We start from the raw sequence: 24669 nt of genomic DNA on the forward strand, positions 1-24669 counted from the left end.
CCGGCAAGCCGGCGGTGCTTTATTCGGTTGCCGATCCCCGTGTCCGCACCCCACCATGGGCGAGACATCGGGAGCTGCCCGGTGCTCCGAGAGAGGAGGCACGACCGTGACCACGACTGTCCTCGGCCTGCCCGCAGACCGCCTCTCTTTCACCTCATGGAGCACCTCCAACGATGTCTCACGACAACCTCTCGCAGCAGCCCCAACACCTGGCGTTTCCTGACGACTTCACCACCGCCCCCTCCCGCGACGTCCCGCCGTCGGACGGCCTGGGCGGCGTCGACGACCGGTTCGTCTTCGACTTCCGTTCCTACGACGACCTCGAGGACGGCCAGCGCTGGTCGACCTGGCTCAGCGTCGAACCCCTCAGCCGAGGCCCCGAGCCGCTCCCGGACTGGGTGGTGACCTCCCAGGGCGCGATCGACACCGAGCTCGGCATCCTCAAGACCGGCAAGGAAGCCGACGTCCACCTCGTCGAGCGCGCCGACCCGCTCGACCCCGCGGCCGGTGTGGTCATGGCGGCCAAGCGGTACCGCTCTCCCGAGCACCGGACCTTCCACCGCGCCGCGTCCTACACCGAGGGCCGCTCGATGAAGCGTTCACGTGACGAGCGGGCCGTCAAGCGCAAGAGCACCTTCGGCCGGCAGGTCGCGGCAGGCGAGTGGGCCGTGGCCGAGTGGGGTGCGCTGGTGCGGCTCTGGAATCTCGGGCTGCCGGTTCCCTACCCGGTCCAGATCGACGGCACCGAGATCCTGATGGAGTGGATCACCGTCGTCGACGAGGACGGCGCCGTCGGGACCGCGCCCCGGCTCGCCCAGGTCCGACCCTCACCCGAGCTGTTGGCGTCGTACTTCGAGCAGCTCACCGATGCGCTCGCGACGATGGTGCAGAACGGCTTCGTGCACGGCGACCTCTCGGCGTACAACATCCTGGCGGCGGGCGAGCGGCTGGTCATCATCGACCTGCCACAGATGGTCGACCTGGTCGGCAACCTCAACGGGATGGCCTTCCTCCAGCGCGACTGCGCCAACATCTGCGGCTGGTTCCGCTCGCGGGGCCACGAGGCCGACGAGCACGCACTGTTCGCGGAACTGATGGCGCACGCTTTCAGCTAGGCGCCGGTCCTGCCCGCAGGCGTGTCGGCGGCCTTGAGTTGCTTCAGCCCTACGGGAGTGGTCTCGGCGAGCGGGAGGACCATGTCGGTGCCGGTGACTTGCAGCAGTCGCTGCACTGCCGAGTGCAGGGGCCCGGTGAGAACCAGTGGCCTGCCCTCTGCGCTGTGCTCGGTGAAAGTCTGGATGAGCTGGTTGAGGAAGGTGCTGTCGGCGAAGGTTACTTCCGACAGATCGATCAGCGTCGCGTCCGTCGAGGTGTCGTACAGCACCTGTGTGAAGACCTTGGTGACGTCGGCGAGACTGTCCAGGTCCACGTCACCGAACGGCGTGATCACCGCCACACGTTCCTGCTGGTCAAGACGTACGTTCGCGCTGCCTGATGTCATGCACAGCACCCTTGCACACGGCTCGTCCCGAACGCACCCCGCCTTCCGCCACTCATGGTGGCGGAAGGCGGAAGAGCATGCGCAAGGTGCGGAACCGGCCTAGCCGTTGGTCATCAGACCGGTGCGGAGGTTGGCCACCACGCGGGTAAGCAGCCGCGAGACGTGCATCTGCGAGACACCGAGCGTTTCGCCGATCTGCGCCTGGGTCTGCTCCTCCACGAACCGCAGGTGGATCAACGTGCGCTCACGCTCGTCCAGGCCGGCGATGAGCGGGGCCAACGAGTTGAAGTTGTCGATGAGTTCGTAGGAGCCCTCTTCGAAGCCGATGAAATCGGCCAGCGCGGTGTCGGAATCCTCGGTCCCGCTCGTCACCGCGGCGTCCAAGGACGAGGCGTTGTATCCGTTGGCCGCCATCTGCGCCTGGGCGACCTCGGAGGGCTCCAGCTGCATCAGTTCCGCAAGCTCGGCCGTGGACGGGTTGCGCCCCAGACGGGTGCGCAGTTCCTCGGTGGCCTTGGACAGTTCGATGCGGGCTTCCTGGAGACGCCGGGGCACGTGCACGGCCCAGCTGGTGTCCCGGAAGAACCGCTTGATCTCCCCGGTGATGTAGGGGACGGCGAACGTCGCGAACTCGACCTCGCGGGACAGGTCGAAGCGGTCGATCGCCTTGATCAGGCCGATCGTGCCGACCTGGATGATGTCTTCCATCTCCTCCTGGCCGCGGTGGCGAAACCGGGAAGCCGCGTACTGCACGAGGGAGAGGTTCATCTCGATCAGTGTGTTGCGCACGTACTGGTACTGGTGCGTGCCTTCGTCCAACTGCCCGAGTCGGTCGAAGAACCGCTTGCCGATCTCCCGTGCGTCCTTCGGTGCGATGGAGGAGGGGTCCGCGTACGCCCGCTCGACGAGGTCCTCCTCGGCCTGAGCAGCCGTAGTCATTTCCTGCGCCGGCACGGTGATCATGCGCTTCGCCCCTCTGGTTGTTCCGATCGTGCTGTCCTCCCCGTGCTGGCCCGATTACCCCGCCCGGAGACGAACATGCGTACGGAACACCGCCGGATCGCTGTGAGTTGCCGGTGGCCGCGCGAGCGGATTCCTCACGGCAGGGCGAGGGCGGCCGTGATCGTCTTGCCGTCGGGCCGCAGGTCGACGGAGAGGTGCGAGGCGAGGCGGCGGGCGATCATCCAGCCGAAGCCGCCGGGCACTCCGGGGTTGTGGCGTACGAGGTGAGGTTCAGTCGTGCTGCGGTCGCCCACCAGCACCAGCAGGGCGCCGTCCTGGATGCGGGCGCTGAAGCGGGTGAGGCCGCCGCCGTGCAGGATCGCGTTGGACGTCAACTCGCTGGTCACCAGCAGGGCGTCCTCGCGGAAAATCCGGGCCCGGCTCGGTGGCAGGGATCGGCATACGGGTTCCAGAACTGCCCTGACCTCGGCCCGCGCGTCGTGACAGGCCATCTCCTGGATCTCGGGCGCCGCGTGAATGGTCATGGAGACCTCGGCCGCCTTTCTGCATCGTCGTTTTGCGTACTCATGAAGCTACGGAAAAACCTTCGCGCTATCCCGCCTGCCCGACCCTTCGCGGACGACACTCCTCCACCGCCCCCAATGAGGCCGGGTTCCGGCGGCCCTCGTGGCCGCCGCCGGGCGCCCGGCGGATCATGAAGCCGAGCCGGGCGGATCACGAAGCAGCCACAGCACGCTGCTGCCGATGATGTTTACGCTGTTGATCAGCGGCCAGACGGTCTGGCAGATAACCGTCTTCATGGCTGTCGGCGAAGTAGGGCGATAAATGTAGGCCCGCCGCATTGTCGGAGAGATTCCTGCCGGAGAGCCCCTGAACCGGGTGACACAGGCTGAGTGAGCGTGCTCACCAACAGTTAAGTCGCTTATTCAATTTTTAGTTGTGGCATAGCCCACTTCCCAGGGCTATGCGGGCGGCTGCCCCGGTCGGAAAAACTTTCCGAGCTTCTGCATAGACGGTTCGAGCCAGGGCACACGCCGGGCTACGCGATCATCAGATGTGACTGGCCTTCACCGGCAGTAGTACGAGGAGGAAGCATGAGCGCACAGAATGAAGCGCCTCCTAGGAAAGAAGCGCCTCCTAGGAAAGAAGCGCCGCCTAGGAAAGAAGCGCCTGCCAGGAAAGAACAGTCGGCCACCAGAAAACAGCCGAAGCCGATATCCGCGGCCGAGGCGATGCGTGCTGCGGCGGCGCAGTTGGGCGAACTCGTCGGACGTGACGCATACGCGGTGTCATCACTCAAGAAGAACGGTGAGGGATGGACGGCGGATGTGGAGATGACGGAGATCGAAAGAATTCCGGACACATCCAGCGTCATGGCCACGTACCGCGTCGAGATCGACCCGCAGGGGGAGCTCACCGGCTTCGAGCAGACGAAGCGCTACTCGAAGGGGCAGATCGACCGGACCTGAGCCCCCGCATCCTTCATTCCGACCGCCCCTATCAGGAGGAGACAGCATGAGTGTCGTCCAGCAATCGAGTGCCCCCGCCACCAGTGGAGGCGGTGGGTCAGGAACTCTCTATGACGTCATCGAGCTCATTCTCGACCGCGGTCTGGTGATCGACGCCTTCATCCGGGTGTCCGTGGTCGGCATCGAGATACTCAAGATCGATATCCGCGTCGTGGTGGCCAGCGTCGACACCTACCTGCGGTTCGCCGAGGCGTGCAACCGCCTGGACCTGGAGTCTGGGCGCAAGGCGCCGAGTCAGCTCACCGAACTCGTCGGTGACATGACCGAGAGCGGGGCGAAGGGCAAGTCGAAAGGAGCACTGACGGGCGCCGTGGAAGCGTTCTCCGACTCGTTCCAGAAGGGCCGCGAGGGCTCCGAGGAACAGGCTGAGGAGAAGCCCCGCAAGACCGCCGCATCGAGCAACCGCCGCGCCAGCCGCCGACAGGAGGACTAACCCATGTCCACATACATCTACGCCATCACGCCCGCCGAGCACCCTCTGCGGCTGGAAGGCCTGCAGGGCGTCGGCAAGGACGGTTCCGAACTGCGTACGGTCAGTACGCCGACGCTCTCCGCGGTGGTCAGCACAGCGCCCGAGGGGCTGCGTGCCAAGCGCCGGGACCTCGCGGCTCACGAGGCCGTCCTGGAGCAGCTCATGGCGGATGGAGCGGTACTGCCCATGCGCTTCGGTCTGGTGGGGCCCGATGACGACGCGGTCGTCCAGGCCCTGGAGGAGAACGTCGGCGTGTACACCGAGCGGCTCAAGGAGCTGGACGGACGCCTGGAGTACAACCTGAAGGTCTCGCGTGAGGAGGAGGATCTCCTGCGGGAGATCATCACCACCGACGACCAGGTGCGGCAGCTCAACGAGCAGACCAGGGCGCAGCCCGACGCACACGACGCCAAGGTGCGTCTGGGCGAGTTGATCTCCCAGCGGGTGAAGACCCAGGAGAGCGCCGACAGCGAGAGCATCGTGCACCGCCTCGCCGGGCACGCGGTCGGCTCGTCCGCCGCGGACCCGACCACGTCGCACTTCATGAACGTCTCCTTCCTGGTGGAACGGGACAAGGCGGCGGCCTTCTCCGAGGCCGTTCACCAGGATGCGGAGCAGCGGGGCGACGCCTACACGTACTACCTGCACGGGCCGCTGCCCGCCTACAGCTTCGTATAGGGGCGCAACTACGGAACAGGTGATGCCGGATGGGTTTGATCACCGGTCTTCTGACGCTTCCGCTCGCGCCGGTGCGCGGCACGATGTGGGTCCTCGAGCAGGTCACGGAGACCGCCGAGCGGGAGTACTACGACCCCGCGCCGGTCCAGGACGCGCTCGTCAAGCTGGAGCAGGACCTCATCGCCGGGAAGATCTCGGAGGACGAGTTCGACCAGCAGGAGGACGAGCTGCTCGACCGGCTGGAGATCCTCCAGGCACACCTGGCCCGACTCGACGCCCGCCAGTGAGCTGTCACTTGCCCTGGCGTGGCGCGACCGGTCACAGACCGCCAATGAACGCAGAGGTGTGTAAACGATGATGACGAACGGCAAGATCGGCGCCGCCGTAGTGGGCGGCTACCTGCTGGGACGTACGAAGAAGGCCAAACTGGCGATCGGGCTGGGCATGTTCCTTGCGGGCAAGAAGCTCAGCCTGGATCCTCAGCAGATCGGGAAGCTCGTCAAGGACAATCCCGCGCTGAGCGCCTTGAGCGACCAGGTACGCGGTGAACTCGTCGACGCCACCAGAACGGCGGCCGGCTCGGCGCTCTCGCAGCGCATGACGCGCCTGTCGGACTCGCTGCAGGACCGTACTCGCGCGCTCAACTCCACCGAGGCGGAGGGCAGCCAAGAAGACGAGGACGAGGACGAGCGAGACGCCGAGCACGACGAGGCCCCGGAGGACGAGGCCCCGGAGGACGAGGACGACAAGGCGCCGGCCAAGGCAGCGCGCTCCACCGGCACGCGCTCCGAGCGGTCGGCCCGCGACCAGCGCGGTACGTCGTCGAGCCGCCGTACGAGCTCAAGCGCGGGCTCAAGTGGCGGTAAGAGCACGAGCAAGAGCGCCGCGGCGCCCCGGAGCGGTTCGGCCGCCAAGCGGTCGCCCGGCGCGGGCACGGATGCCGCGAAGAAGAAGACCGCGCGCCCGGCGCGCAAGCAGGCCGGTGCCAAGGCCAAGCAGAGTGGAGGCGACCGTGGCTGAATCGACATTCGCCCAGCTGAAGAAGACCGTGGCGGAGAACCCCGCCACGGAGCAGCTCAAGGACGACTTCAAGAAGTACCTCGAAGCCAAAGCGCAACAGACGGTCTCCTCCCTGGGACACAGACTGGGAGAGAGCGTCACGCGACTGGGCGACCCCGGCCAGGGCGGCGGGATGATGAAGAGCCTCTCCAAGGGAGGCCAGGCCCTCGCAGACGGCAAGTCCCCCGCACAGGCCGCCATGTCGGCCGGAGTGGAGCACGTCAAGGGCGCCGTGAAGGACAAGGTCAAGGGGCTCTTCGGCAAGGGCAAGGGCAAGAGCGGTGGCGCTGCGAAGTCCGTTGTGATCAGCGAGGACATCGACGTCGGCGTCCCGGTACGTGAGGCCTACGACCAGTGGACCCAGTTCCAGGAGTTCAGTTCCTTCGCCAAGGGCGTCGTGAGCGTCGACAAGACGGACGACACCTCCAGCAACTGGACGGTGAAGGTCGCCAAGTCCACACGGAGTTGGACGGCCAACGTCACCGAGCAGATACCGGACGAGCGGATCACCTGGACGACCGAGGGCGCCAAGGGGACGGTCAAGGGAGTGGTGACCTTCCACCGCATCACTGACGACCTGACGCGCGTCCTGCTCGTCCTGGAGTACTTCCCCAAGGGCCTCTTCGAGAAGACCGGCAACCTGTGGCGCGCCCAGGGCCGTCGGGCACGCCTGGACCTCAAGCTCTACCGCAAGTTCATCATGATGCGGGGAGAGGCCACCGACGGCTGGCGCGGAGAGATCCGCGACGGCGAGGTGACCGTCGACCACGAGGACGCCATCGCCGAAGAGGAGGGCTCCGACGAGGAAGTCTCCGACGCGGAGGACGGTTACGACGAGGACGAAGAGGACGGCGACCCGCGAGCTGATGCCGACGCCGACGACGGCCGCGCCGAGGACGAGGTCGACGAGGAGTACGACGAAGACGGCGTCGAAGACGATGAGGACGCTGAGGCCGAGGCCGACGAGGACGCCGACGCCGAGGTCGACGAGGACTACGACGAAGACGAAGACCTCGAGGACGTCGACGAGCACGAGCCCGCCGAGGAAGAGCCTGTGGCCGCGCGCCGCTGACGAGCACCGCAGCGCCCGCATCGCAGCGCGCGCACGGTCGCGCCCGCACCGCCGCGGCGCGAGGCCGTCAGCGCGCTCGCCGCCGAGAACCTCCCATGAACGAGGCTGTGATTCGACATGTCCGACTCCTTCGCCAACCGGATTGGCTCCACCTCCTCCACGCCCGCCCCCTACGGTCCACAGGGCGGCTCCGCGAACCTGGCCGACATCCTGGAGCGCGTGCTCGACAAGGGCGTCGTCATCGCGGGCGACATCAAGATCAACCTTCTCGACATCGAACTCCTCACCATCAAGCTGCGTCTGCTGGTGGCCTCCGTCGACAAGGCCAAGGAGATGGGCATCGACTGGTGGGAGCACGACCCGTCGCTGTCGTCCCGCGCTCGCCCGGTAGAGGGCACGACTGCGACGCAGGAAACCCGCGCGGTGGAGTCGCAGCAGTCGGCCGAGATCGAGCGGCTGCGCGCCGAAGTGGCCGAGCTGAGAGAAGCGGCGTCCGCCGGTTCGGCGCAGGCGATCGACTCGGCCGGGGCTTCGAAGTCCGCACGTGAAAGCGAGGCGAAGTGATGACCACCACCGATGGGCGACTCCTACCGGAAGCCGAGCACCCTTCCGCGGCTCCCTTGGTCTACGTCTATGCGGTCGCCCGAGCCGGGTCGCCCCTGGAGGAGGCGGCAGCGACCTTGGGCGGCCTGGGCACACCGCCGCGCGTCCTGTGCCAGGACGGCCTCGCCGCGCTGGTCGCCGATGTCCCGGCCGATCAGTTCAGCACCGAGGCGCTCAAGGAGCAGATGGAGGATCTCGTCCGGCTCGAGGCGATCGCCCGCGGCCATCACCACACGGTCGAGGCCGCCAACCGGGTCACCTCCGTGCTTCCCCTGCGCATGACGACGGTCTACCTCGATGAGGCCCGCGTACGCGCCATGCTGGCCGAGCGCGCGCACGGCTTTTCCCGCGCCCTCGACCTGCTGGAGGGGCACGTCGAGCTGGGGGTCAAGGTGTTCGCCGACCCGCAGTCCGCCCCACCCGCGCCCGAGCCGGACGAGCAAGTCACCGCGGAGAGCCCCGGACGTTCCTACATCCAAAAGCGCCGCGCCCAGCGCCAGAACCAACGCAGCGTCTACCGCGGCGCCGGCACGGTCGTGGCCCGGGCCGCGGAACAGGCGACGGAACTGGCGCGGGCCCGGGTGAGCCACCGCCCCCAGCAGGGCCAACTGGCCACGCGGCAGGGGGAGAACCTCTCCAACGATGCCTACCTCGTCCCCGCTGCCCAGGCCGAGGCCTTCGCCCGGTCCGTCGAACGGGTCGCCGAGGACACGCCGGGCGTCAGCGTCGAGGTGACCGGCCCCTGGGTTCCCTACTCCTTCACCGAGTGGGCGGAGCACGGGGACGTGGAGCAGGGCGTCGGCCATGGGCGGTGATGTCACCTCGACCGGTTTCGACGACGAGCTGGCGGGGCGCCAGGTCGCCCTCATCGATCTGCTGGACCGGCTGCTGACCGGTGGCGCAGTGCTCACCGGTGACCTGGTGCTGTCCGTCGCGGACATCGACCTCGTACGCATCAATCTTCGTGCAGTCATCCACTCGATCACCCCGGAGAACCCCGCTCCCTGGTGAAGGGCTCGTGCAGCCCACCAGACAGGAGGACACCCGTGTCCGCATCCCCCCGCCAAGACGGCGTACAGGCAACGGACTTGCCCCCGAAGGCCGGCGCAGACCTCCACCAAGTGGCACAAGCCGCGGCCAGCTCCTTCGGTCTCCTTCCGGCCCACCACGAGGACGAACCGGACCGCCGCAGCATCCCGGAACGCCTCAAGACCGATCCCGAGACGGTTGAGCGTGACCTCATCAAGCTGGTGCTCACCATCGTCGAGCTGCTGCGTCAGCTCATGGAGCGGACAGCACTGCACCGGGTGGACCAGGGCGACCTGTCGGAGCACCAAGAAGAACGCGTGGGTATGACGCTGATGATTCTCGAGGAGCGTATGGGTGAGCTCTGCGATCGGTACGGCCTGACCATGAAGGATCTCAATCTCGACCTGGGCCCCCTGGGCTCGCTGCTCCCGCCCGGATCCGATTAACCCGGCTGAGCCCGTGGAGCCGCACCGGTCAGCCAGGTGCGGCGCCGATCGCCGTGGTGCGCCCGGCCCGGGAGGCGGTAGCGGGCGCGCAAGCGGCGGCAACAAGCATCAGCAGCAGGACAGGAACCATCGCGGCGCGCAGCCCGTGGTGCTCGCCGAGGAAACCGAGGGCCGGCGGTCCGGCGAGGAGGGCGACGTAGCCGATCCGGGAGGTCAGCGCGACGCGGCCGGTGGCGTCCGGTCCGGATTCGCCCGCCGCGGAAAGGGCCAGCGGGAATCCGAGGGAGGTGCCGAGCCCCCACAGCAGCACGGCGCAGCCTGCCGCTACCGGAGAGTCCACGAAGGACACGAGAGCTATGCCGACGGTCGTCACCAGCGCGCCGCCGCCGAGCATCGCGGGCCGGCCGACCCGGGCGACCATGGGGCCGCCGGCGAAGCGACCGACCGCCATGGCGGCGGCGAAACCGGCGTACACCAACGAGCCGAGACCGGTGGGCATGTGGTGGCCGTCGACCATGAGGAGCGGCAGCCAGTCCGTGGCGGAACCCTCGGCCAGCGTCATGCCGAGGACCAGGCCACCGATGAGCAACAGCCGCAGGTCGAGGTACAGCCGTCGTTCCCGGACCTGTCCATCGGCGTCGTGTGCGGACGTGGTGTGGCCGTCCCCGACGCTGCGGCCGACACCGGGGCGCAGTCTTGGCACCGCGAAGGCGAACAGCGCGGCCACGAGGAGCAGCACGACCGTGAGATGCCAGGACACCGGGAAGTGGGCAGCGGCGCCGGCCACACCCAGGCCCGCCCCGACCACCGTGCCAAGGCTGTAGCAACCGTGCAGGGCCGGCAGTACGGGTCTCGCGAGCTCCCGCTCCACCCCGGCACCGTCAACATTGCTGGCCACCTCCGAGAGGCCCATGCCGGCGCCCAGAAGCAGCAGGCCGAAGGTCACCAGAGGTGCCGAGGAGGCCGCCGTGCCCAGGGCCATCGCGGTCACGCTGGCCAGTACGAGGGACATGCCGGAAAGGATGACGGGCCGCGTGGAGAACCGTGCCACCAGCGCACCGGCCACCAGGATGCCCATCATCGAGCCGATCGACATGCCGAAGAGCACCAGGCCCATCTCGGCGGTGGAGGCATCCAGCTGGTCCCGGACACCGGGGGTCCGGGTGACCCACGTCGCGAGCGACACACCGGGGATCGCAAAGCACAGCTGCAGTGCGACGCGGTGACGGGCTATCAGCTGGCTCGGGCTGACGGTGTCCATGAGGGCGCGAGCTTCCGGAGGCGAGATGGCGGGCGTATCCACGTACCCTAACCTCGCCCTGGCGCCGCCCGGTTGTGGTGATCACTTGGCACTCGTAGCGGAACTCGTATCGGCACTCGTATCGACCTGCACGGCACGGTCGCCGACGGAGCCGTTCGCGCAGCTTACGGGACAGCTCTCAGGCCCGGCAGGACACGTCGTGCCTGGGCAGTCTGCCGTCGGCGAGATAGGCGTTGACCTGCGCATCCGCGCATGCGTTGCCGTAATCGCCGTAGATTCCGTGCTGGTGGGCGCCGGGCAGGGTCACCAGGCGGGAACGGGACCACCGTTCACGGACCTGGCGTGCGCCGGAGTAGGTGGTGCGGGTGTCGCCCGTGGCATTGACCAACAGGGCCGGAACGTCGTTGTCGACCACGGTCGGCGCCTCCGCCGGAGCGTCCCAGAACTCGCACGCCGTGATGTTGTACGACAGAGGAGCGGCGAAGGGGTGCTTCTTGCGGCCGGCCTGGATGTCGCGCCAGTAGCTCTCGGTCCCACGCTTCGTCGCGACGTCTCCGCACAGGATGGCGGCCTGCGCGCTGCCCTGCTGCGAACCTGCCTCGGTGGTCATGGCTGCGAGCAGCTCGGACAGCCCCGCTCCCGGCTCGACGTGCTGTCCGTCGGCGGCGCGTGCGAGTGTTCGGGTCGCGGTGGCCAGCTCGGTCCGAGACGTGCCCGAGTCGCTGCCCAGACCGCTGAAGTGGACGAGGGGAACGAAGTGTTCGTCGACGCGGAAGTCACCGACCCGTAGGGGCTTTTCGGCCGCGGCCTGTCGTATGCCGCGCACGGTGGCCAGCACGGCGCCGGTGGTGCGGCCCAGGGCGAAGGTGTCGTGCCTGGCGGCGGTCCAGGCCGCCCAGGCGTGCAATGCCCGTTCGTTGGCATCCGTGGAGTCGGCGAGCAGGGTCTGGGTGTACCGGGCGGGGTCGATGACACCGTCCAGCACCATCCGGTCGGTCCGCCCGGGAAACAGCTCGGTGTAGACCTGACCCAGGTAAGTCCCGTACGAGTAGCCGAGGTAGGAGATCCGCTGCGCGCCCAGCGCGGCCCGGACGACATCCATGTCCCGGGCGGTGTTGCGGGTGGTGACATGGGGCAAGACGTCTGCGTTCGTCTCGCGACACCGCTTGGCCAGCTCGCGCTGACGGGCGACCGACTGCTTGAACCCGGCCCGGCCCTTGCCGGCCGAGAAGACTGTGGAACCGATGTCCCAGCCGCAGTTCAGCGGTGTGGAGCGGCCGACGAAGCGCGGGTCCAGGCCGATGAGGTCATACTTCCGAGCCACCTTCCCCATGGCCGCGCCGACCGTGAGCGGCATGTCGAGACTGGGCCCGCCCGGACCGCCGTTGTTGAGCATGAGGGGGCCCACGCGGTGTGCCGGATCGGTGGCGCGCAGGCGGGAGACGGCAATGGTCAGGGTTCGGCCGTCGAGATCGGAGTAGTCGAGCGGCACGGTGAGGTCGGCACACTGGGCGCCCGCGGCATCCAGCTTGTGCCCGGTGGTGTCGTCGGGGCCCAGCGCGCAGTCATGCCAATTGATGTCCTGGGCGTGGTACTGCCCGAGCCCCGATAATTCCTGGACTGGATCCAAGGCCGTGACGGGTGACGTTCCCGCTGCCATGGCCAGGATCGCGACGACGCCGACGGCCGCTTGCCTACCTCTGATGATCTGCATGTACCGCACGCTAGGCGCGTCATCGCCAGGTATCGCTGCGGGCACCCCCCGAGTCTTGCCTAGGGATAGCCCTACTGACGCATGCCACCTGTTGCGCCGGGCGCCGATGTGCTGAGGTGGGGAAAGCCCTGGAACAGCCGCCCTGTGCCCCCGGAGAGCGACCTTGCGCAGCTTGACGTTTGTCATCGGTACGGGCCGCAGTGGTTCCACCGCGCTGTCCCGCATCCTCAACTCCCATCCCGACGTGCTCAGTCTCAACGAGTACATGGCTTCGGTCGGTGACGTGGCCTTCCCCGAAGGCCGCGTATCGGGTGCCGAGTTCTGGGAGACCCTGTTCCGGCCCACCTCGTACTTCGCGAACATGATCCGCAGTGGGGTGCTGATGCCGGAGTTCCTCTACACCCGCAGTCCGGGGCGGTATCGGGCGGAGACCGACGGCATCCCCGCTCTCTCCCTCATGGTGCTGCCGCACCTCACCGATGACCCGGACGGCCTGCTCGACGAGATCGGTGCGGCGGTCGTCGGCTGGCCGGAGCGTGCCGCTGCCGCACATCACGAGGCGCTCTTCGAGCTGCTGGCCACACGGTTCGGCCGCACCGCGGTGGTGGAGCGCTCCGGTTATTCGACGGGCTGGGCGGCGGGGCTTCTCTCCGCCTTCCCGTACGCGAAGTTCGTGCACCTCTTCCGGGACGGCCCGGACTGTGCGCTGTCCATGAGCCGCCACCCCGGGTATCGCACCATCACTTTGCTGCGTGAGATCAGGGAACGGACAGGTGTCGACAACTTCGGCGACCTGACGGAGGAGCAGGTACGTTCCCTTCCCCCGGACCTGGCGCCCCTGCTCGAAGACACCTTCGACGCCGCACTCGTACGGGACCGCGAATTTTCCCTGCGACGGTTCGGCCGACTCTGGTCCGAACTGGTCGTCCAGGGCACGCAGTTCATCGGCAGCCTGCCCGAGGGTCGGCGCATGACGCTCGCCTACGAGGACCTGCTCGACACACCTCAAGAGGAACTCGCCCGTCTCGCCGCGTTCGTCGGGGTCGAACCGTCCCCGCGGTGGCTGGACAGCGCGTGTGCTCAGCTAGACAACAGCCGCCGCGGCTCCGCCCGCAAGCAGCTGTCGGCCGCGGAATTCCAGGACCTGAGGGACAGCTGTGCCGCGGGCACCCGAGCGCTGGAGGGGAAGTCGGCGGATGCGTGACGGCTCTGTCGTCCTTCAGGTCACCCGGGCCGATGGCCGGGAGGGGCCGGGGTGAGGTGCTCCTGGCGGCGTGCGCCACAATGAGCGCACGAGGCGACGGGGACCAGGAAGCCGGTGCGAATCCGGCGCGGTCCCGCCACTGTGACCGGGAAGCGATCCTCCCGCACGCCACTGACCGCGGTACGCGGCCGGGAAGGCGGAGGCGAGCGACGATCCGGGAGCCAGAAGACTGACCCGTCGCCGGTCCAACGTAGGGGCGAGGACACCCCGGAGAGGATCGATGTGACGACGCATGCCCGGACGGAGCCGGTGCGCGGATCGCAGCCAGGCAGGCGAGGTGTGCTGGCCGCCTCAGGCGCCCTGGCGCTCGCCGGGAGCGGCCTGCTCGCCGGCTGCGGCGGTGACACCAAGGACGGGGGAGGCAGCGACCGGTTCCGCGCCGCGTTCACGTCCGGCGGCTCGCAGGAGACCCTGGACCCGCACGTCGCACCGAACTTCGTCGACCAGGCCCGCGCCAAGGCCCTCTACGACACACTCGGTACGTACGCGGACGACATGTCGCTGCGCGAGAGGCTCGCGGAGTCATGGGAGAGCGACACCTCGGGGACCCGTTGGCGCATACGCCTGCGCAGGGCGACGTTCCACGACGGGAAGCCGGTCACCGCGAAGGACGTCCTGTACAGCTACCGCCGCGCCGCCGACCCCGAGACCGGATCGCCCTCGCAGGTACTGCTCTCAGCGATCGACTTCACCGCCAGCAAGGCAGACGGAACGCGGTCCGTCGTCTTCGTGCTGAAAGCGCCGAACTTCGAGTTCCCCACCGTCTTCGCTGGCCCCGGCACCGAGATCATCCCGGCCGGGACGACCGACTTCCGTAAGCCGGTCGGCTCCGGTCCCTTCACCTATGTGTCGTTCACCCCCGGCGGCACGGCCCGCTACCGGAGCTGGAAGGACCACTGGGACGGAGCCCCGCACATCGCCGAGCTGGAGATCGTCCCCGCCAACGAGGAGTCGGCTCGGCTCAACGCCCTGCTGTCCGGGCAGGTGCACTACGGTGCCGACATGTCCGGCTCCTCCGTGGAACGGCTGAAGAAGGACGGCTCGACGCGGCTGCTCACCGCGGAGCGGGCGACCACGCAGCAGCTGCTTCTGCGCACGGGACGCGCGCCGTTCGACGACTCCCGCCTGATCCGTGCCGTGCAGCTGGGGCTCGACCGTGAAGCGCTGGTGCGGATCGCGCTCGCCGGGCACGGCGAGGTGGGCAACGACCTGTTCGGCCTCGGCCTGCGCGGCTACCCCGAGGACCTGGAGCCCCGGGAGCGGGACGTCGACGAGGCACGGAGACTGGTGAAGGACGCCGGAGCGGACGGCCTGCACATCACCGTGGAGACCAGCTCCGTGGATGCCGCGTGGGAGCCCGCAGCTGATCTGATGGCACGCCAGCTGGCCGAGGTCGGGCTGAAGCTGAGGGCTAACACCCGCGCGTCCAGCACCTACTTCAGTGAGATCAGGACCAAGGGCGTCGCCGCGTTCAACACCACGTCCACCCTGCCGGTCTCCGATTTCCTGCAGCAGCGTGTGCGCGGCGGGGCCGCCCGTAACCAGACGCAGTACGCGTCGAAGAAGTTCGACGCGCTGCTGGACCGGGCCCGCACCAGCCGTGACGAGCAGGAGCGCCTCGGTCTCCTCTCCCGTGCCCAGAAGATCGCCCGTGAGGAGTCGGGGCTACTCGTGTGGGCGTTCTCCGACGCCAACGACGCCATCGCACGGTCGGTCAGCGGCCTGCGCGCCGCGCCCCCGAACTCACACGACTGGGCCCGCTTCGACCGGGTCCGCATCAGCTGACGACGTGCGCGGCTACGTTCTTCGACGCTTGCTGTTCGCTCTCCTGCAGTGCCTGGTGGTGCTGGTGGCCGTGTTCGCCGTCGGCTCGCTGCTGCCCGGCGACACGGCCGATGTGCTGCGCGGTGAACTGGGCACGCCCGAGCAAGTCGCCGCACTGCGTGCACAGTTGGGTCTCGACGAGTCGGCCTGGACCCGGTTCTGGCAGTGGCTGGGGCACCTGTTCACCGGAGATCTGGGCCACTCCCTGACCACCGGAGTGTCCGTCGGCGACGACATCGGCCGACGCTTGGGGGTGACCCTGTTGCTGGGTGTACCGGCGCTGGTGCTCGTCACTGTGCTCGCACCTGTGGTGGGCACCGTGTCGGGCCTGCGGGAGGGAAGCCGCGTCGATCGCGCCCTGAACACGGCCGCGGTCGTGCTGCACGCCGTGCCGGAGTTCGTACTGGGACTGCTGCTGGTCGCCTCGGTGTCGCTGACGGCCGGTCTGCTGCCCGCCACCGCCGTCGGCATGGACACCACCGCACTCCTCGCCCAGCCGGCCGTCCTGGTGCTCCCCGTCACCGTGCTCACGGCCCGGCACCTGTGCGATCTGGCGCGGCAGATCCGCGCGGGTGTGGCGGCCGAGCGGCACGGCGCCGTCGCCGGGCATCTGCGCCTCCTGGGCATGCGCGAGCGCACGGTGGTGCTGCGTCACGTGCTGCCGGGGGCGCTCGGCCCCGCGGCCCAGCAGTACGCCCGCTGCGTGGAGGGGCTGCTCGGCGGCGCCGTACTGGTGGAAGCGGTCTTCGGATTCAGGGGCCTTGGCAACGGCTTCGTCGAGGCGGTCCAGAACCGTGACCTGCCGCAAGTGCAGACGTACGCGCTGCTGTTCGCCGGGACGGCTGTCCTGGTGAACCTGATCGCCGACCTGGTCGCCCACCGCCTCGCACCCCGCCGAGAGGTGACCGCGTGACCCCGCCCCCTACGACGTCCTCCCTCACGGCCGCGACAACTCCCCGCCGCCCCTGGATCGCCCTGATCCTGCTGGGTGTGCCCGTGCTCCTGGCCCTGCTGGGACCGCCGGTGGCCGGCGACGACGCGCCCCGCCACGACGCCCTGCCCTCACAGCCGCCCGGCGCCGGACACCTGCTCGGCACGGACGTCCTTGGCCGCGACGTGCTCGCGCTTGTGCTGCGGGGCGGCGCCTCCGTGGTGGGCAGCTCCCTGGCCGCGCTCGCCGTGGGGGCGGCGCTGGGCATACCGCTGGGGCTGCTGGCCGCAGGACCACGTCGGCAACTCGACGAGACGGTCATGCGCACCATGGACCTGCTCCTCGCCTTCCCCGGACTGCTCGTGCTGATGACGCTGGCGGCGACAGGCCACCGCGACTGGTTCTGGCTGGTGACGGTCGCGGGGGTGCTCCAAGTCCCGGCCGTGGCACGCCTGGTGCGCGGCGCCGCGCTCGCACCCGGCTCACGGAGTGTCGTCGAGGCCCTGAGGATGCAGGGGCACGGCTGGGCGTACATCCATCTACGGCATCTGGCCCGGGAGCTGGCCGCACCGCTGGCCACCGACGCGGGCGGCCGGTTCTCCCTCGTGCTGTACCTGCTGGCGTCCGCCAACTTCCTTGGTCTGGGGCTGCCCGCCTCCTCGCCGGACTGGGCGGTGCTCATCGAACGCAACAGCGACGCCCTCTTCACCCAGCCCGCCGCCGTCCTGGTGCCCGCGGGGCTGCTGACGGCGCTGTGCGTCGGGGGCAACCTGCTCGTGGACCACGCCCTTGCCCGCCAGAGGAGAAGACCGTGACCGGCGCCGTCCCCGCACCGCTGTTGGAGATGGCGGACATCTCGGCCTGCGCCGAGGGAGCTCCGCGCCCGCTGCTGGACCAGGTCGGGCTGACGGTGCGGCCGGGCACAGTGGTCGCCGTCGTCGGCCCCTCGGGAAGCGGCAAGACCACGCTGGGCCTGGCGGCTCTCGGCGCCTCACGCGAAGCGGTGCGACTGACCGGACGCGTCCTCCTTGAGGGCACGGATCTGGTGAGCCTGGCCCCGGCCCAGCGCCGTGCGACCCGGGCGGGCCGAGCCGCCCACCTGCCGCAGCACCCCGAAACGGTGCTGGACCCGGTCCGTCGCGTCGGGGGAGTGCTGAGAGAGCTGGCCACACTAGGGGGGTGTCGGGGCCGGGCCGCACGGCAAGCCGCCGCCACAGAGGCGCTGACCGCGGCCGGACTCGACTGGCAGAGTACCCACCGCCGCTTCCCGCACCAGCTCTCCGGCGGCCAACAGCAGCGCCTGGCCCTGGCATCCGCACTGGTCACCGGCGCACGCCTCCTCGTACTGGACGAGCCGACCAGCGGCTTGGACCCCGCGCTCGCGCATGCCCTGGGCCGCACGGTGCGCCATCTCGCGGATGAGGGCGCGGGCATACTGCTGCTCAGCCACGACCTGCCCCTGGTGCGCCGTACGGCGGACCGAGTCATCGTGCTGGAGCACGGCCGGATGGTGGACGACGGCCCCACGGGCGAGGTCCTCGACGCCGACCACCCGGAGGAACCAGTACCGGAGCCGACCCCCGGTGAGTCCGTCGCGATACGCCATCACACGACCCGGCAACTCATCGCAGCGGAACACCGCACGAATACGGCGCGGCGGACGTCACCGGAACCGGCGCGGCGGACGTCACTGAAGTCGGCGGGAGTGAATTCTCCGCAATCCAGCGGAGTCGTGGCAAGAGATGTCGTCGTACGCCGCCGTTCCGCCGATCCCCTCACCGGCCCGGTGTCGATGGCCTTCCCGCCGGGCAGCACCACCGCGCTGCTGGGCCCTTCGGGCTCGGGCAAGACGACGTTCGCCCGGGTACTGGCAGGCCTCACCACCCCGACCTCCGGCGAGGTCCGCGTCGATGGCGTGCTGCTTCCCGCCCGCATCGACCGACGCACCGCCGTGCAGCGCCGCGCCGTCCAGTACGTCCACCAGAACAGCGCGGACTCGTTCGAAAGGCACCGCCCGCTCATCCATCAACTCGCCGACACCGCAGGCCTTTTGCGCGGGCTGCGACGCGAGGAGGCGACGGCCGAGGCGATGGACACAGCGGTGGCGCTGCAGCTCGACGGCGCGCAACTGAGCCGCACTCCTGATCGGCTGTCCGGCGGCCAGCTGCAACGGTGCGCACTGGTACGCGCCCTCACAGCCCACCCGGCGCTGCTGCTCTGCGACGAAGTGACATCAGCCCTGGACACCGCATCGCGCGAAGCCGTCCTTGGCATGCTGCCCAGCTTGCTCGCCCCTGCCGCGACGGCCCTGCTCTTCGTCAGCCATGATCTGCCCGCGGTACGGGCGGTGGCGGATGTCGTGGTGGCGTTCGAGGGCGGTCGTTACGTAGGGCGTGGGCCGGTCGAGGAGATGCTGCCGTACGACGCACCGCAGCCGCCCTGGCCCGGATGGGCCGGCCGGAGCCTGGGCGAGCTGGCGGTGGACCTGGACGGCGAGTGCGAGTAGCGCGCGGCGAACGGTGTCCTGCCCGCAGGGCTGGATACCCGCAACCGCCAGGGCCGTGCGTGGTGTCGTCGCGGACCACCCGGCGGGATGGGGCAGGCGGCGTACCCATGCACCCATGTATCCATAGGCCTTACGAAGGCCCTCAGGCCTCCTTCACCAAAATGGCGCGGGTGTAGAGCAGATCGAAGCCCTGACGCTGCGCGTTCTGCTGGGACTTGGACCCCGGCTGCGTGGTGACGACGGCGACGTCGCAGCCGGCGGCCGCCACGTCGGCGAGCCGGGACGAGAGGAGCGCGGTCTGCACACCCCGACGACGGTGCGCGGGCGCGGTCGTCGCGCCGGTGAGCTGCGCGACGCCCTCTGCCATGCGGAAGCTGGCGCCGCCGACGATGACCCCGTCGCGCAGCGCGACGCGGCGTACGACGCCAGCCGCCGCCGTGAGATCGCGTACGGCCCTGGCGATGACCTCGCGCGGAAACTCTTCGTGTGAGGGGACCCCTTGTGCATCAGGGGAGGCGAAGCCCTCAGCCACGACGTCGAGCCAGGGCTCGAACTCGTCGTCTCCGCTTGGCCGGACCGTGATCCCGGTCGGCATGACGCGCTCGCGCTCGCCCGTGAGCCTGAGACCGAGCACGTTTTCGAACGATGTGAGCCGGTAGCCCCGTCCGGTCAGCAAGGCGCCGATCGTGGGATCGGCAAGGTGGGCAAGCTCGATCTGCACAGGGGACTTGCGGGCGGAGAAGGCCCGTTCGACCTCGTCAAGGTCGGTCGCGCTCGGTACGCCGCCGAAGCCGAGCCCCGCAACCTTGTTGAGCGGCGAGTCCTCTTCGGCGAAACTCGCGACGCCGCCGGCGAAGGGGAACACGAAGCCTGCTGTGTCTGCCCTGCGTCGGTGGGCGGCCTCGCTGCCCTGGGCGATGAGCTGTGCCTCGACCCGCTCGATGCGCTGGGCCAGGGCGGTGTCGCAGAAAAGGGGCAGTCGGTCGGCATCCACGGCTTGTCTTTGCTCCCTGTTCCGCAAGAGATGGTCCTGGTTCCATCGCGTCGTCCAAGAGGAGATCGAGAAGAGGCTAGGGCAGGCCTGGGAAGTTGTCTCCCCGATTGTGCCTGCCCTCGGGCCCGTAACGTTCCAGTAGTAGGCCGTCCACGCCCAGAAGTTGGAGGACTCTTCGAACGACCGAGGAAGGCTGGATCACAACGAAACATCCCCCCACTGCTCGGCATTGGTCCTGATGCGACAGCAGTACGTTGACACCGGAAGAGTCGATGAAAGTGACGTCGGCGAGATCCACCTCGATCGTGCGGGTCAGCAGGGGCGCCAGCAAGCTGGTCAGCGAGGGCGCGCTGTCCAGGTCCAATTCACCCCGTACACGCACCAGAACAGGATCGAGTCCCAAGACCGCATCTACATGGAGCGGATGAGATGAGGCGGCAGCCATCTTTCATGCCTTCTTCTAGTACGTGGATCGGTCGATCAGTTGTGCTAGGTGTGCCAGGTGTGCGCACGAGGCATACGCACGGTCATTCCGGGTCTAACGTTTTCGCAGGTCTGGGAACGCCGCCGTGAGGGGGTGACCGGGCAGCGACTCCACAGTTCCTGGGCTTGAAATTCAACGTGCATGAATGTGCCCCGAAATCCGGGCGGCATTCACCTCGCGAGTGGCGCGCTGCTCGCATGGAACGTCCCGGGCGGACTTTCGAGCGACTGCCCGACGGTGCCGTGGCCGCGCTCTCGGCAAGGACGGGGTGCTGGTCGGGACCGGTCAGTCGCGCGGCAGTGGTGAGCCGAGCAGCCAGTTGCCGGGTGCCTCGGTGTCGGTGCTGAGGTAGAACTCCTCGATGGCGGTGCGGAACTCGTCGTGGCTGATGGTGCCGCTCCCGTCCCGATCGAGGCGCTGGAAGGCCGCGCCGGACGTGGCCGGGTCGATTCCGAGGGCGTAGTACATGCGAACGTACTCATCCGCGGTGAGCGTGCCGCTCTTGTCGGTGTCCAGGGCACGCATGAGGGCGTCGATGATCGGCGTCACCAGGCGTTCGACGGTCTTGGCGTCGGCGGCGATGTGGGAGCGCATGGCGGTGATGAACTGGTGGCGCCCGATGCGCCCCTGGGTGTCCGGGGCGCCGGCCTCGCCCAGGACGTCCCACCAGAGCATGAATGCCTCACGCAGCGCGCTCTTGTTGCTCTGGTCCGGTGCCACAGCGGCGAACACCTCGCCGATCTGCTGGAAGTCATCGCGGGTGAGGTAGCCGTCGTTGGTGCGGTCGAACCAGGTGAACAGGAAGGTGAACTTCTGCTCGGTGCTGTTCTGCGCCATGGTGACCTCCTTGAACGGTGGGCGGCTCAATTCCCTTACGCGAGACGGCCGAAGATGTGGTTGGCCGGCGAGTCGGGATCGTTTCCGTAGAAGAACTCGGAGACGGCTTTGTGGTACTCGCTCCGCGAGAGGGCTCCGGAGGCGTCGAGGTCGAGCGCGTTGAACACCTCGGCGCACTCCTCGTCGGCGGCCCGTCCGGTGCTCCCGAAGATGTGTGTGAACTCGGTGCGGCTGATCGCCCCGTCACCGTCGGCGTCGGCGAGGTCGAAGAACCGGTCGGCGACCGGCGCGAGCTCCTCGGGGTAGCGGGCGCGATCGGTGAAGGTGGCGGCGAACGCCTGTGCGACCTCGGTCGAGCTCACCCTGTCGTCCTTGTCGGCGTCGGCGGGGGCGATCACGGACTCCCAGAATTCGTGCATGGTCTCGTACATCTGCCGTGCCTGAGGGGAGTCGGGGGCGATGCCCCTGGCCTGGACGTAGCGTTCGCTCATCGTGACGACGTCCTGCCGCGATATCGCACTGTCGCCGTCGACGTCTGCGGCGTGGAACCACCGCTCGTACTTGCGTGTGCGCAGCTCAGTCATAGGCGCACGGTAAGTGTGCGTCAGCGGTTCGACTAGGTCTATTCCCGGCCGCCGACAGCGCGCGATCGCTAGACCACGGGTGCGCGGCGGTGCGGCCCGGGTCTGCTCGTCCGGTGCGATCATCGCCCTGGTGTTTTCGCTGCCCGCTCTGGAGTGAGAGGTCGAGAAGACGTGGATGTGTATGAGGCCGTGGACAGTCGCAGGGCCGCGCGGGCGTTCAGTGATGAGCCGGTGTCCCGAGAGGTGCTCGAGCGGGTGCTGGCCGCGGCGACGCGGGCTCCGTCGAGCGGGAATCTCCAGCCGTGGCATGTCTTTGTCGTGAGCGGCGAGCCCTTGGCCGAGCTGAAGAGGCGTGCCACGGCAAGGGCGTTGGCGGGAGATCCGGGTGATGAGCGGGAGTATCCGATGTACCCGGCGGAACTGGACTCCCCGTATGCGGACCGGTTCTCCGCCGCGGCCACGCAGCGGTACAAGGCGCTGGGGATCGAGCGTGAGGACCCTGACAGGCCCATGAAGATTGCCGCCTTGAACACGGAAGGGTTCGGGGCGCCGGTCGTGCTGTTCTGCTACCTGGACCAGGCGATGGGGCCCGGGCAGTGGGGTGATGCGGGGATGTACTTGCAGACGGTCATGCTGCTGCTGAGAGCGGAAGGGCTGCACAGCTGCCCTCAGGTGATGTGGACGATGTATCGCAAGAGCGTCGGCCAGGTGGTGGGGGCCGATGACGGGCTCGTGCTGTTCTGCGGCGTCTCGGTGGGATTCGAGAAAGAGGGCGTGCCGCGGCTGCGTACAGGGCGAGCGGACATGACAGAAACAGTGCGCTTCATCGGAGTGTGACCGAAGGACCGAACGAAGGACTCAGGTGGGGCTGAACCACCGGGTGAGGGCGGTCTTGAGGCCATCGGGGTCGGAGCCGGACCAGGCGACGTAGCCGTCGGGGCGAATGAGCAGGGCGGGGGACGGCGCGTGGTCGGCGCTCGCGCTGATCCGGTGCACGCGGTCGCTGAACGGCTCGGCGATGGGGGCAAGGTGGGTGTCGCCGGTGAGGTCGAGGAGCAGGGGGCGCGCGTCGTGCAGCCGCTCGGCGAGCCGGCAGACCTGTCCGTCGTCGCAGGTCACCGTCAGTGGCGGTGCGAACCAGCCGGTCGGGGCGCCGGCGTCGTCCTCGCCCATGTCGTAGCGGGTGGCGGTGCCGACCATCCCGTCGGCGAGGGTGCGTACGGTCTCGGTGTGGCCGAGGAGTTCGCCGCACAGGTCGCGCAGGGCGGTGGTCTCGGCGCAGGGAGAGGCCAGCGCGGTCTCGGCCTGGGTGTGGACAAGGCCGCGGGCGGCGACCGGGCGGCGCTCGCTCGCGTAGGTGTCCAACAGGCCCTCGGGCGCCCGGCCCTGGGCAGCGGCGGCGAGTTTCCAGCCCAGGTTGGCCGCATCCCCCAGGGCGATGTTCAGGGTGGGACCGTGGCTGGCGTGGGCGGCGTCTCCGCCGACGAAGACACGCCCGTGGCGGTAACTTTCGGCCTGGCAGGAGTTACGGGTGCACAGCCGACGGAGCTGAGCGGGCGCGCCCTGGGGCGGAGGGGAGAGCGGGACGCGGATGCCGAGGGCGCGTTCGATGCTGTCCTCCATCTCGGTCAGGGGCATCTCCGGGCCGGGGCCGGGGTAGTTGCCCGCAGGCCGGTCCTCCCCCTCGGTGGTGAAGACGTGCGGGCGCTGCGGATCGTGGGGCAGCAGGATGAACATGCCGCGTTCGGTGCGGTGTATGAACACCGGAAGCTCGCCCGGGTGATGAGCTGCTGGAACGGGGATGACTGTCCGGCCGGGGTCAAATGTTCGCGCAGGTCGTTGAAGTTGGTGCCCGTCTCCCGGGGTGCGACGGCGACAGCAGCCAGCGCTCCGAACGCCTGATGAACCTGCCCTTCGACCTGGTGCGCCACGACATGCTCATGAACATGGGTGCCGTACCGGACGCTTCGATCGTCGAGATCGTGGACACGGCATGGCCGCCCCTGCTCCACATGCCCCCCCAGGACACCTGAGCCGGACGCCGGGCACCGGTACACGTCGGCGTGGCCCCTGAGCGGCAATGTCCGCAGCGATCAGCGGCGCGCGAGGTGGCCCGGCCGAGGCCTACTCGCTGAGCCCTACTCGCTGAGCCCTACGACTCCCCACCCCCGCCGGGCGGCTTCGGACAGGACAAGGCCCCAGTCGTCCAGCAGGTCGACGAACGCGTCGAAGTCGCCGACCCACCCCTGGGGCTCCGCGGCATGCTCGTTGTAGGCCCCACGCAGCGCGTCGAGCCGGGGCCCGACCCGCTCCCACGTGGCAGCCAGTTCCCGCACGCCGTCCGGCGACCGCGCGAGCAGCACGCCATACGTGACGGCGGGGTCATCGCAGAAGAAGCCCGGATCCATGTGCTCCGCCTCACCGTCCAGCCCTCCCCAGACCAGCCCGAGCAGCAAAGCGTCCAAGTCGGTCCGTACCACCGGGTCGGCATGGTCCCGTACCGATTCCCATCGCTCCCCGGCCCAGAAGTGCGCCTTGAACGATCCAAGGGTGCCCCGGAACTCGTAGACGGCGAAGGCGTCGCGGTGAGGCCCTCGTGGCCAGTCCCAGCCGCTTTCGATCTCCGGCGCGTCGAGATCCCACAGCCCTGTCTCGTCGGCGTACCAGGCACCCCTCAACCGCGCCAGTCTCTCCGCGGGCGGAACTTCCCCCAGCCACGACCAGTCAGCGATCAGCACACTGATGTCCAGCCCCATGTCCCTGAGAGTACCGATCACCCGATTCCGCACGGTGCCCGCACTGGAGCGCTCGCGGCGTCGGCCACCCGGTGAGCGCACCTCGCGAAGTGGCGGCGGGCCGTGTGCTGTCGGATGCTGGGCGATGGAAAGCGCCTGTCACGCCCCGTCGATTCGGTCCCT

Annotated in this window: 29 protein-coding genes and 1 riboswitch; of the genes, 18 read left to right on the top strand and 11 right to left on the bottom strand. The window is 68.8% G+C overall.

The features are described from left to right. The first annotated feature begins 173 nt into the window (after positions 1-173). The gene (locus ACFUPX_RS08585) at positions 174-1115 is read left to right on the top strand and encodes a serine protein kinase RIO (protein ID WP_383318153.1); all 942 of its coding nucleotides are present in this window, start codon (positions 174-176) and stop codon (positions 1113-1115) included. Here the strand turns inward: ACFUPX_RS08585 and ACFUPX_RS08590 are convergent. From ACFUPX_RS08590 to ACFUPX_RS08600, 3 genes are all read right to left on the bottom strand, one after another. After that, the gene (locus tag ACFUPX_RS08590; protein ID WP_383318156.1) at positions 1112-1501 is read right to left on the bottom strand and encodes an STAS domain-containing protein; all 390 of its coding nucleotides are present in this window, start codon (positions 1499-1501) and stop codon (positions 1112-1114) included. The two genes, ACFUPX_RS08585 and ACFUPX_RS08590, sit on opposite strands and share 4 nt — an antisense overlap. A 99-nt stretch (positions 1502-1600) precedes the next feature. Then, a complete protein-coding gene (locus tag ACFUPX_RS08595) occupies positions 1601-2440 on the bottom strand; it encodes an RNA polymerase sigma factor SigF (protein WP_383318592.1) in 840 nt (279 codons plus the stop codon). A gap of 158 nt (positions 2441-2598) precedes the next feature. Then, positions 2599-2988, bottom strand: coding sequence for an ATP-binding protein (locus ACFUPX_RS08600; RefSeq protein ID WP_383318158.1), 390 nt, complete (start codon positions 2986-2988; stop codon positions 2599-2601). 570 nt (positions 2989-3558) lie between these two features. Here ACFUPX_RS08600 and ACFUPX_RS08605 point away from each other — a divergent pair. From ACFUPX_RS08605 to ACFUPX_RS08650, 10 genes are all read left to right on the top strand, one after another. Further along, positions 3559-3933, top strand: coding sequence for a gas vesicle protein (locus tag ACFUPX_RS08605; protein WP_383318161.1), 375 nt, complete (start codon positions 3559-3561; stop codon positions 3931-3933). Positions 3934-3979: 46 nt separating this feature from the next. Beyond that, a complete protein-coding gene (locus tag ACFUPX_RS08610) occupies positions 3980-4426 on the top strand; it encodes a gas vesicle structural protein GvpA (protein ID WP_383318164.1) in 447 nt (148 codons plus the stop codon). A gap of 3 nt (positions 4427-4429) precedes the next feature. After that, the gene (locus ACFUPX_RS08615) at positions 4430-5143 is read left to right on the top strand and encodes a GvpL/GvpF family gas vesicle protein (protein WP_383318167.1); all 714 of its coding nucleotides are present in this window, start codon (positions 4430-4432) and stop codon (positions 5141-5143) included. Positions 5144-5172: 29 nt separating this feature from the next. Next, positions 5173-5430: a gas vesicle protein GvpG gene (locus ACFUPX_RS08620; RefSeq protein ID WP_383318170.1), complete on the top strand. Its 258-nt coding sequence runs from the start codon at positions 5173-5175 to the stop codon at positions 5428-5430. A gap of 67 nt (positions 5431-5497) precedes the next feature. After that, on the top strand, positions 5498-6163 hold the full coding sequence (locus tag ACFUPX_RS08625) for a hypothetical protein (RefSeq protein ID WP_383318173.1): 666 nt from the start codon (positions 5498-5500) through the stop codon (positions 6161-6163). After that, a complete protein-coding gene (locus ACFUPX_RS08630) occupies positions 6156-7274 on the top strand; it encodes an SRPBCC family protein (protein ID WP_383318176.1) in 1119 nt (372 codons plus the stop codon). Before ACFUPX_RS08625 ends, ACFUPX_RS08630 begins: the two co-directional genes overlap by 8 nt. Positions 7275-7391: 117 nt before the next feature. Beyond that, positions 7392-7838, top strand: a complete 447-nt coding sequence (locus ACFUPX_RS08635; RefSeq protein ID WP_383318179.1) for a gas vesicle protein — start codon at positions 7392-7394, stop codon at positions 7836-7838. Continuing rightward, on the top strand, positions 7838-8692 hold the full coding sequence (locus ACFUPX_RS08640; protein WP_383318182.1) for a GvpL/GvpF family gas vesicle protein: 855 nt from the start codon (positions 7838-7840) through the stop codon (positions 8690-8692). The genes ACFUPX_RS08635 and ACFUPX_RS08640 overlap by 1 nt, the downstream gene beginning before the upstream one ends. Continuing rightward, positions 8682-8888 (top strand): gas vesicle protein, encoded by a 207-nt coding sequence (locus ACFUPX_RS08645; protein ID WP_383318185.1) that lies wholly within the window; start codon positions 8682-8684, stop codon positions 8886-8888. The genes ACFUPX_RS08640 and ACFUPX_RS08645 overlap by 11 nt, the downstream gene beginning before the upstream one ends. 77 nt (positions 8889-8965) lie before the next feature. Next, entirely contained in the window at positions 8966-9352 is a 387-nt protein-coding gene (locus tag ACFUPX_RS08650) for a gas vesicle protein K (protein WP_383318595.1), read from the top strand. A gap of 28 nt (positions 9353-9380) precedes the next feature. On the opposite strand, the gene ACFUPX_RS08655 is transcribed toward ACFUPX_RS08650, so the two are convergent. Both ACFUPX_RS08655 and ACFUPX_RS08660 read right to left on the bottom strand, forming a co-directional pair. Beyond that, on the bottom strand, positions 9381-10613 hold the full coding sequence (locus ACFUPX_RS08655; RefSeq protein ID WP_383318188.1) for an MFS transporter: 1233 nt from the start codon (positions 10611-10613) through the stop codon (positions 9381-9383). Between the two features lie 178 nt (positions 10614-10791). Next, positions 10792-12327, bottom strand: coding sequence for an alpha/beta fold hydrolase (locus tag ACFUPX_RS08660; RefSeq protein WP_383318191.1), 1536 nt, complete (start codon positions 12325-12327; stop codon positions 10792-10794). A gap of 172 nt (positions 12328-12499) precedes the next feature. Here ACFUPX_RS08660 and ACFUPX_RS08665 point away from each other — a divergent pair, with 172 nt between their 5' ends. The 5 genes from ACFUPX_RS08665 (at position 12500) to ACFUPX_RS08685 (ending at position 18852) form a co-directional block, all read left to right on the top strand. Beyond that, positions 12500-13531 carry a sulfotransferase gene (locus tag ACFUPX_RS08665; protein ID WP_383318194.1) on the top strand — a complete coding sequence of 344 codons (1032 nt, stop codon included), beginning with the start codon at positions 12500-12502 and terminating at the stop codon, positions 13529-13531. A 102-nt stretch (positions 13532-13633) separates the two neighbouring features. Further along, positions 13634-13763, top strand: a riboswitch (cobalamin riboswitch). Positions 13764-13813: 50 nt separating this feature from the next. Next, complete coding sequence (locus ACFUPX_RS08670) at positions 13814-15376, top strand: ABC transporter substrate-binding protein (RefSeq protein ID WP_383318197.1); 1563 nt, start codon at positions 13814-13816, stop codon at positions 15374-15376. Between the two features lie 4 nt (positions 15377-15380). Then, on the top strand, positions 15381-16328 hold the full coding sequence (locus tag ACFUPX_RS08675) for an ABC transporter permease (RefSeq protein WP_383318200.1): 948 nt from the start codon (positions 15381-15383) through the stop codon (positions 16326-16328). After that, positions 16325-17161, top strand: a complete 837-nt coding sequence (locus tag ACFUPX_RS08680; protein ID WP_383318203.1) for an ABC transporter permease — start codon at positions 16325-16327, stop codon at positions 17159-17161. Before ACFUPX_RS08675 ends, ACFUPX_RS08680 begins: the two co-directional genes overlap by 4 nt. Continuing rightward, positions 17158-18852, top strand: coding sequence for an ABC transporter ATP-binding protein (locus ACFUPX_RS08685; protein ID WP_383318206.1), 1695 nt, complete (start codon positions 17158-17160; stop codon positions 18850-18852). The genes ACFUPX_RS08680 and ACFUPX_RS08685 overlap by 4 nt, the downstream gene beginning before the upstream one ends. A gap of 142 nt (positions 18853-18994) precedes the next feature. On the opposite strand, the gene ACFUPX_RS08690 is transcribed toward ACFUPX_RS08685, so the two are convergent. The 4 genes from ACFUPX_RS08690 to ACFUPX_RS08705 form a co-directional block, all read right to left on the bottom strand. After that, positions 18995-19846 (bottom strand): GNAT family N-acetyltransferase, encoded by an 852-nt coding sequence (locus ACFUPX_RS08690; RefSeq protein ID WP_383318209.1) that lies wholly within the window; start codon positions 19844-19846, stop codon positions 18995-18997. Between the two features lie 76 nt (positions 19847-19922). Further along, positions 19923-20291 (bottom strand): STAS domain-containing protein, encoded by a 369-nt coding sequence (locus ACFUPX_RS08695; protein ID WP_383318212.1) that lies wholly within the window; start codon positions 20289-20291, stop codon positions 19923-19925. Between the two features lie 324 nt (positions 20292-20615). Further along, positions 20616-21167 carry an EF-hand domain-containing protein gene (locus tag ACFUPX_RS08700; RefSeq protein WP_383318215.1) on the bottom strand — a complete coding sequence of 184 codons (552 nt, stop codon included), beginning with the start codon at positions 21165-21167 and terminating at the stop codon, positions 20616-20618. Positions 21168-21202: 35 nt separating this feature from the next. Next, entirely contained in the window at positions 21203-21751 is a 549-nt protein-coding gene (locus ACFUPX_RS08705; protein WP_383318218.1) for an EF-hand domain-containing protein, read from the bottom strand. Between the two features lie 171 nt (positions 21752-21922). Between ACFUPX_RS08705 and ACFUPX_RS08710 the strand changes: the two genes are divergently transcribed. Beyond that, entirely contained in the window at positions 21923-22588 is a 666-nt protein-coding gene (locus tag ACFUPX_RS08710; RefSeq protein WP_383318221.1) for a nitroreductase, read from the top strand. 21 nt (positions 22589-22609) lie between these two features. Here ACFUPX_RS08710 and ACFUPX_RS08715 read toward each other — a convergent pair whose 3' ends face one another. After that, positions 22610-23515: an FAD-dependent monooxygenase gene (locus tag ACFUPX_RS08715; RefSeq protein WP_383318224.1), complete on the bottom strand. Its 906-nt coding sequence runs from the start codon at positions 23513-23515 to the stop codon at positions 22610-22612. Positions 23516-23652: 137 nt separating this feature from the next. On the opposite strand from ACFUPX_RS08715, the gene ACFUPX_RS08720 reads away from it, so the two are divergent. Next, on the top strand, positions 23653-23784 hold the full coding sequence (locus ACFUPX_RS08720) for a hypothetical protein (RefSeq protein ID WP_383318227.1): 132 nt from the start codon (positions 23653-23655) through the stop codon (positions 23782-23784). Positions 23785-23889: 105 nt separating this feature from the next. Here the strand turns inward: ACFUPX_RS08720 and ACFUPX_RS08725 are convergent, their stop codons facing one another. After that, complete coding sequence (locus ACFUPX_RS08725; RefSeq protein WP_383318230.1) at positions 23890-24507, bottom strand: hypothetical protein; 618 nt, start codon at positions 24505-24507, stop codon at positions 23890-23892. Positions 24508-24669: the final 162 nt, after the last annotated feature.

It is taken from the genome of Streptomyces sp. NPDC057302 (assembly GCF_042667685.1).
Lineage (GTDB): Bacteria > Actinomycetota > Actinomycetes > Streptomycetales > Streptomycetaceae > Streptomyces.

Bases quoted from the DNA above. Each gene is read 5' to 3' on its own strand.
- ACFUPX_RS08585 (WP_383318153.1), top strand. From the start codon at position 174: ATGTCTCACGACAACCTCTCGCAGCAGCCCCAACACCTGGCGTTTCCT.
- ACFUPX_RS08590 (WP_383318156.1), bottom strand. From the start codon at position 1,501: ATGACATCAGGCAGCGCGAACGTACGTCTTGACCAGCAGGAACGTGTG.
- ACFUPX_RS08595 (WP_383318592.1), bottom strand. From the start codon at position 2,440: ATGACTACGGCTGCTCAGGCCGAGGAGGACCTCGTCGAGCGGGCGTAC.
- ACFUPX_RS08600 (WP_383318158.1), bottom strand. From the start codon at position 2,988: ATGACCATTCACGCGGCGCCCGAGATCCAGGAGATGGCCTGTCACGAC.
- ACFUPX_RS08605 (WP_383318161.1), top strand. From the start codon at position 3,559: ATGAGCGCACAGAATGAAGCGCCTCCTAGGAAAGAAGCGCCTCCTAGG.
- ACFUPX_RS08610 (WP_383318164.1), top strand. From the start codon at position 3,980: ATGAGTGTCGTCCAGCAATCGAGTGCCCCCGCCACCAGTGGAGGCGGT.
- ACFUPX_RS08615 (WP_383318167.1), top strand. From the start codon at position 4,430: ATGTCCACATACATCTACGCCATCACGCCCGCCGAGCACCCTCTGCGG.
- ACFUPX_RS08620 (WP_383318170.1), top strand. From the start codon at position 5,173: ATGGGTTTGATCACCGGTCTTCTGACGCTTCCGCTCGCGCCGGTGCGC.
- ACFUPX_RS08625 (WP_383318173.1), top strand. From the start codon at position 5,498: ATGATGACGAACGGCAAGATCGGCGCCGCCGTAGTGGGCGGCTACCTG.
- ACFUPX_RS08635 (WP_383318179.1), top strand. From the start codon at position 7,392: ATGTCCGACTCCTTCGCCAACCGGATTGGCTCCACCTCCTCCACGCCC.
- ACFUPX_RS08640 (WP_383318182.1), top strand. From the start codon at position 7,838: ATGACCACCACCGATGGGCGACTCCTACCGGAAGCCGAGCACCCTTCC.
- ACFUPX_RS08645 (WP_383318185.1), top strand. From the start codon at position 8,682: ATGGGCGGTGATGTCACCTCGACCGGTTTCGACGACGAGCTGGCGGGG.
- ACFUPX_RS08655 (WP_383318188.1), bottom strand. From the start codon at position 10,613: ATGGACACCGTCAGCCCGAGCCAGCTGATAGCCCGTCACCGCGTCGCA.
- ACFUPX_RS08660 (WP_383318191.1), bottom strand. From the start codon at position 12,327: ATGCAGATCATCAGAGGTAGGCAAGCGGCCGTCGGCGTCGTCGCGATC.
- ACFUPX_RS08695 (WP_383318212.1), bottom strand. From the start codon at position 20,291: ATGGCTGCCGCCTCATCTCATCCGCTCCATGTAGATGCGGTCTTGGGA.
- ACFUPX_RS08700 (WP_383318215.1), bottom strand. From the start codon at position 21,167: ATGGCGCAGAACAGCACCGAGCAGAAGTTCACCTTCCTGTTCACCTGG.
- ACFUPX_RS08705 (WP_383318218.1), bottom strand. From the start codon at position 21,751: ATGACTGAGCTGCGCACACGCAAGTACGAGCGGTGGTTCCACGCCGCA.
- ACFUPX_RS08720 (WP_383318227.1), top strand. From the start codon at position 23,653: ATGAACCTGCCCTTCGACCTGGTGCGCCACGACATGCTCATGAACATG.
- ACFUPX_RS08725 (WP_383318230.1), bottom strand. From the start codon at position 24,507: ATGGGGCTGGACATCAGTGTGCTGATCGCTGACTGGTCGTGGCTGGGG.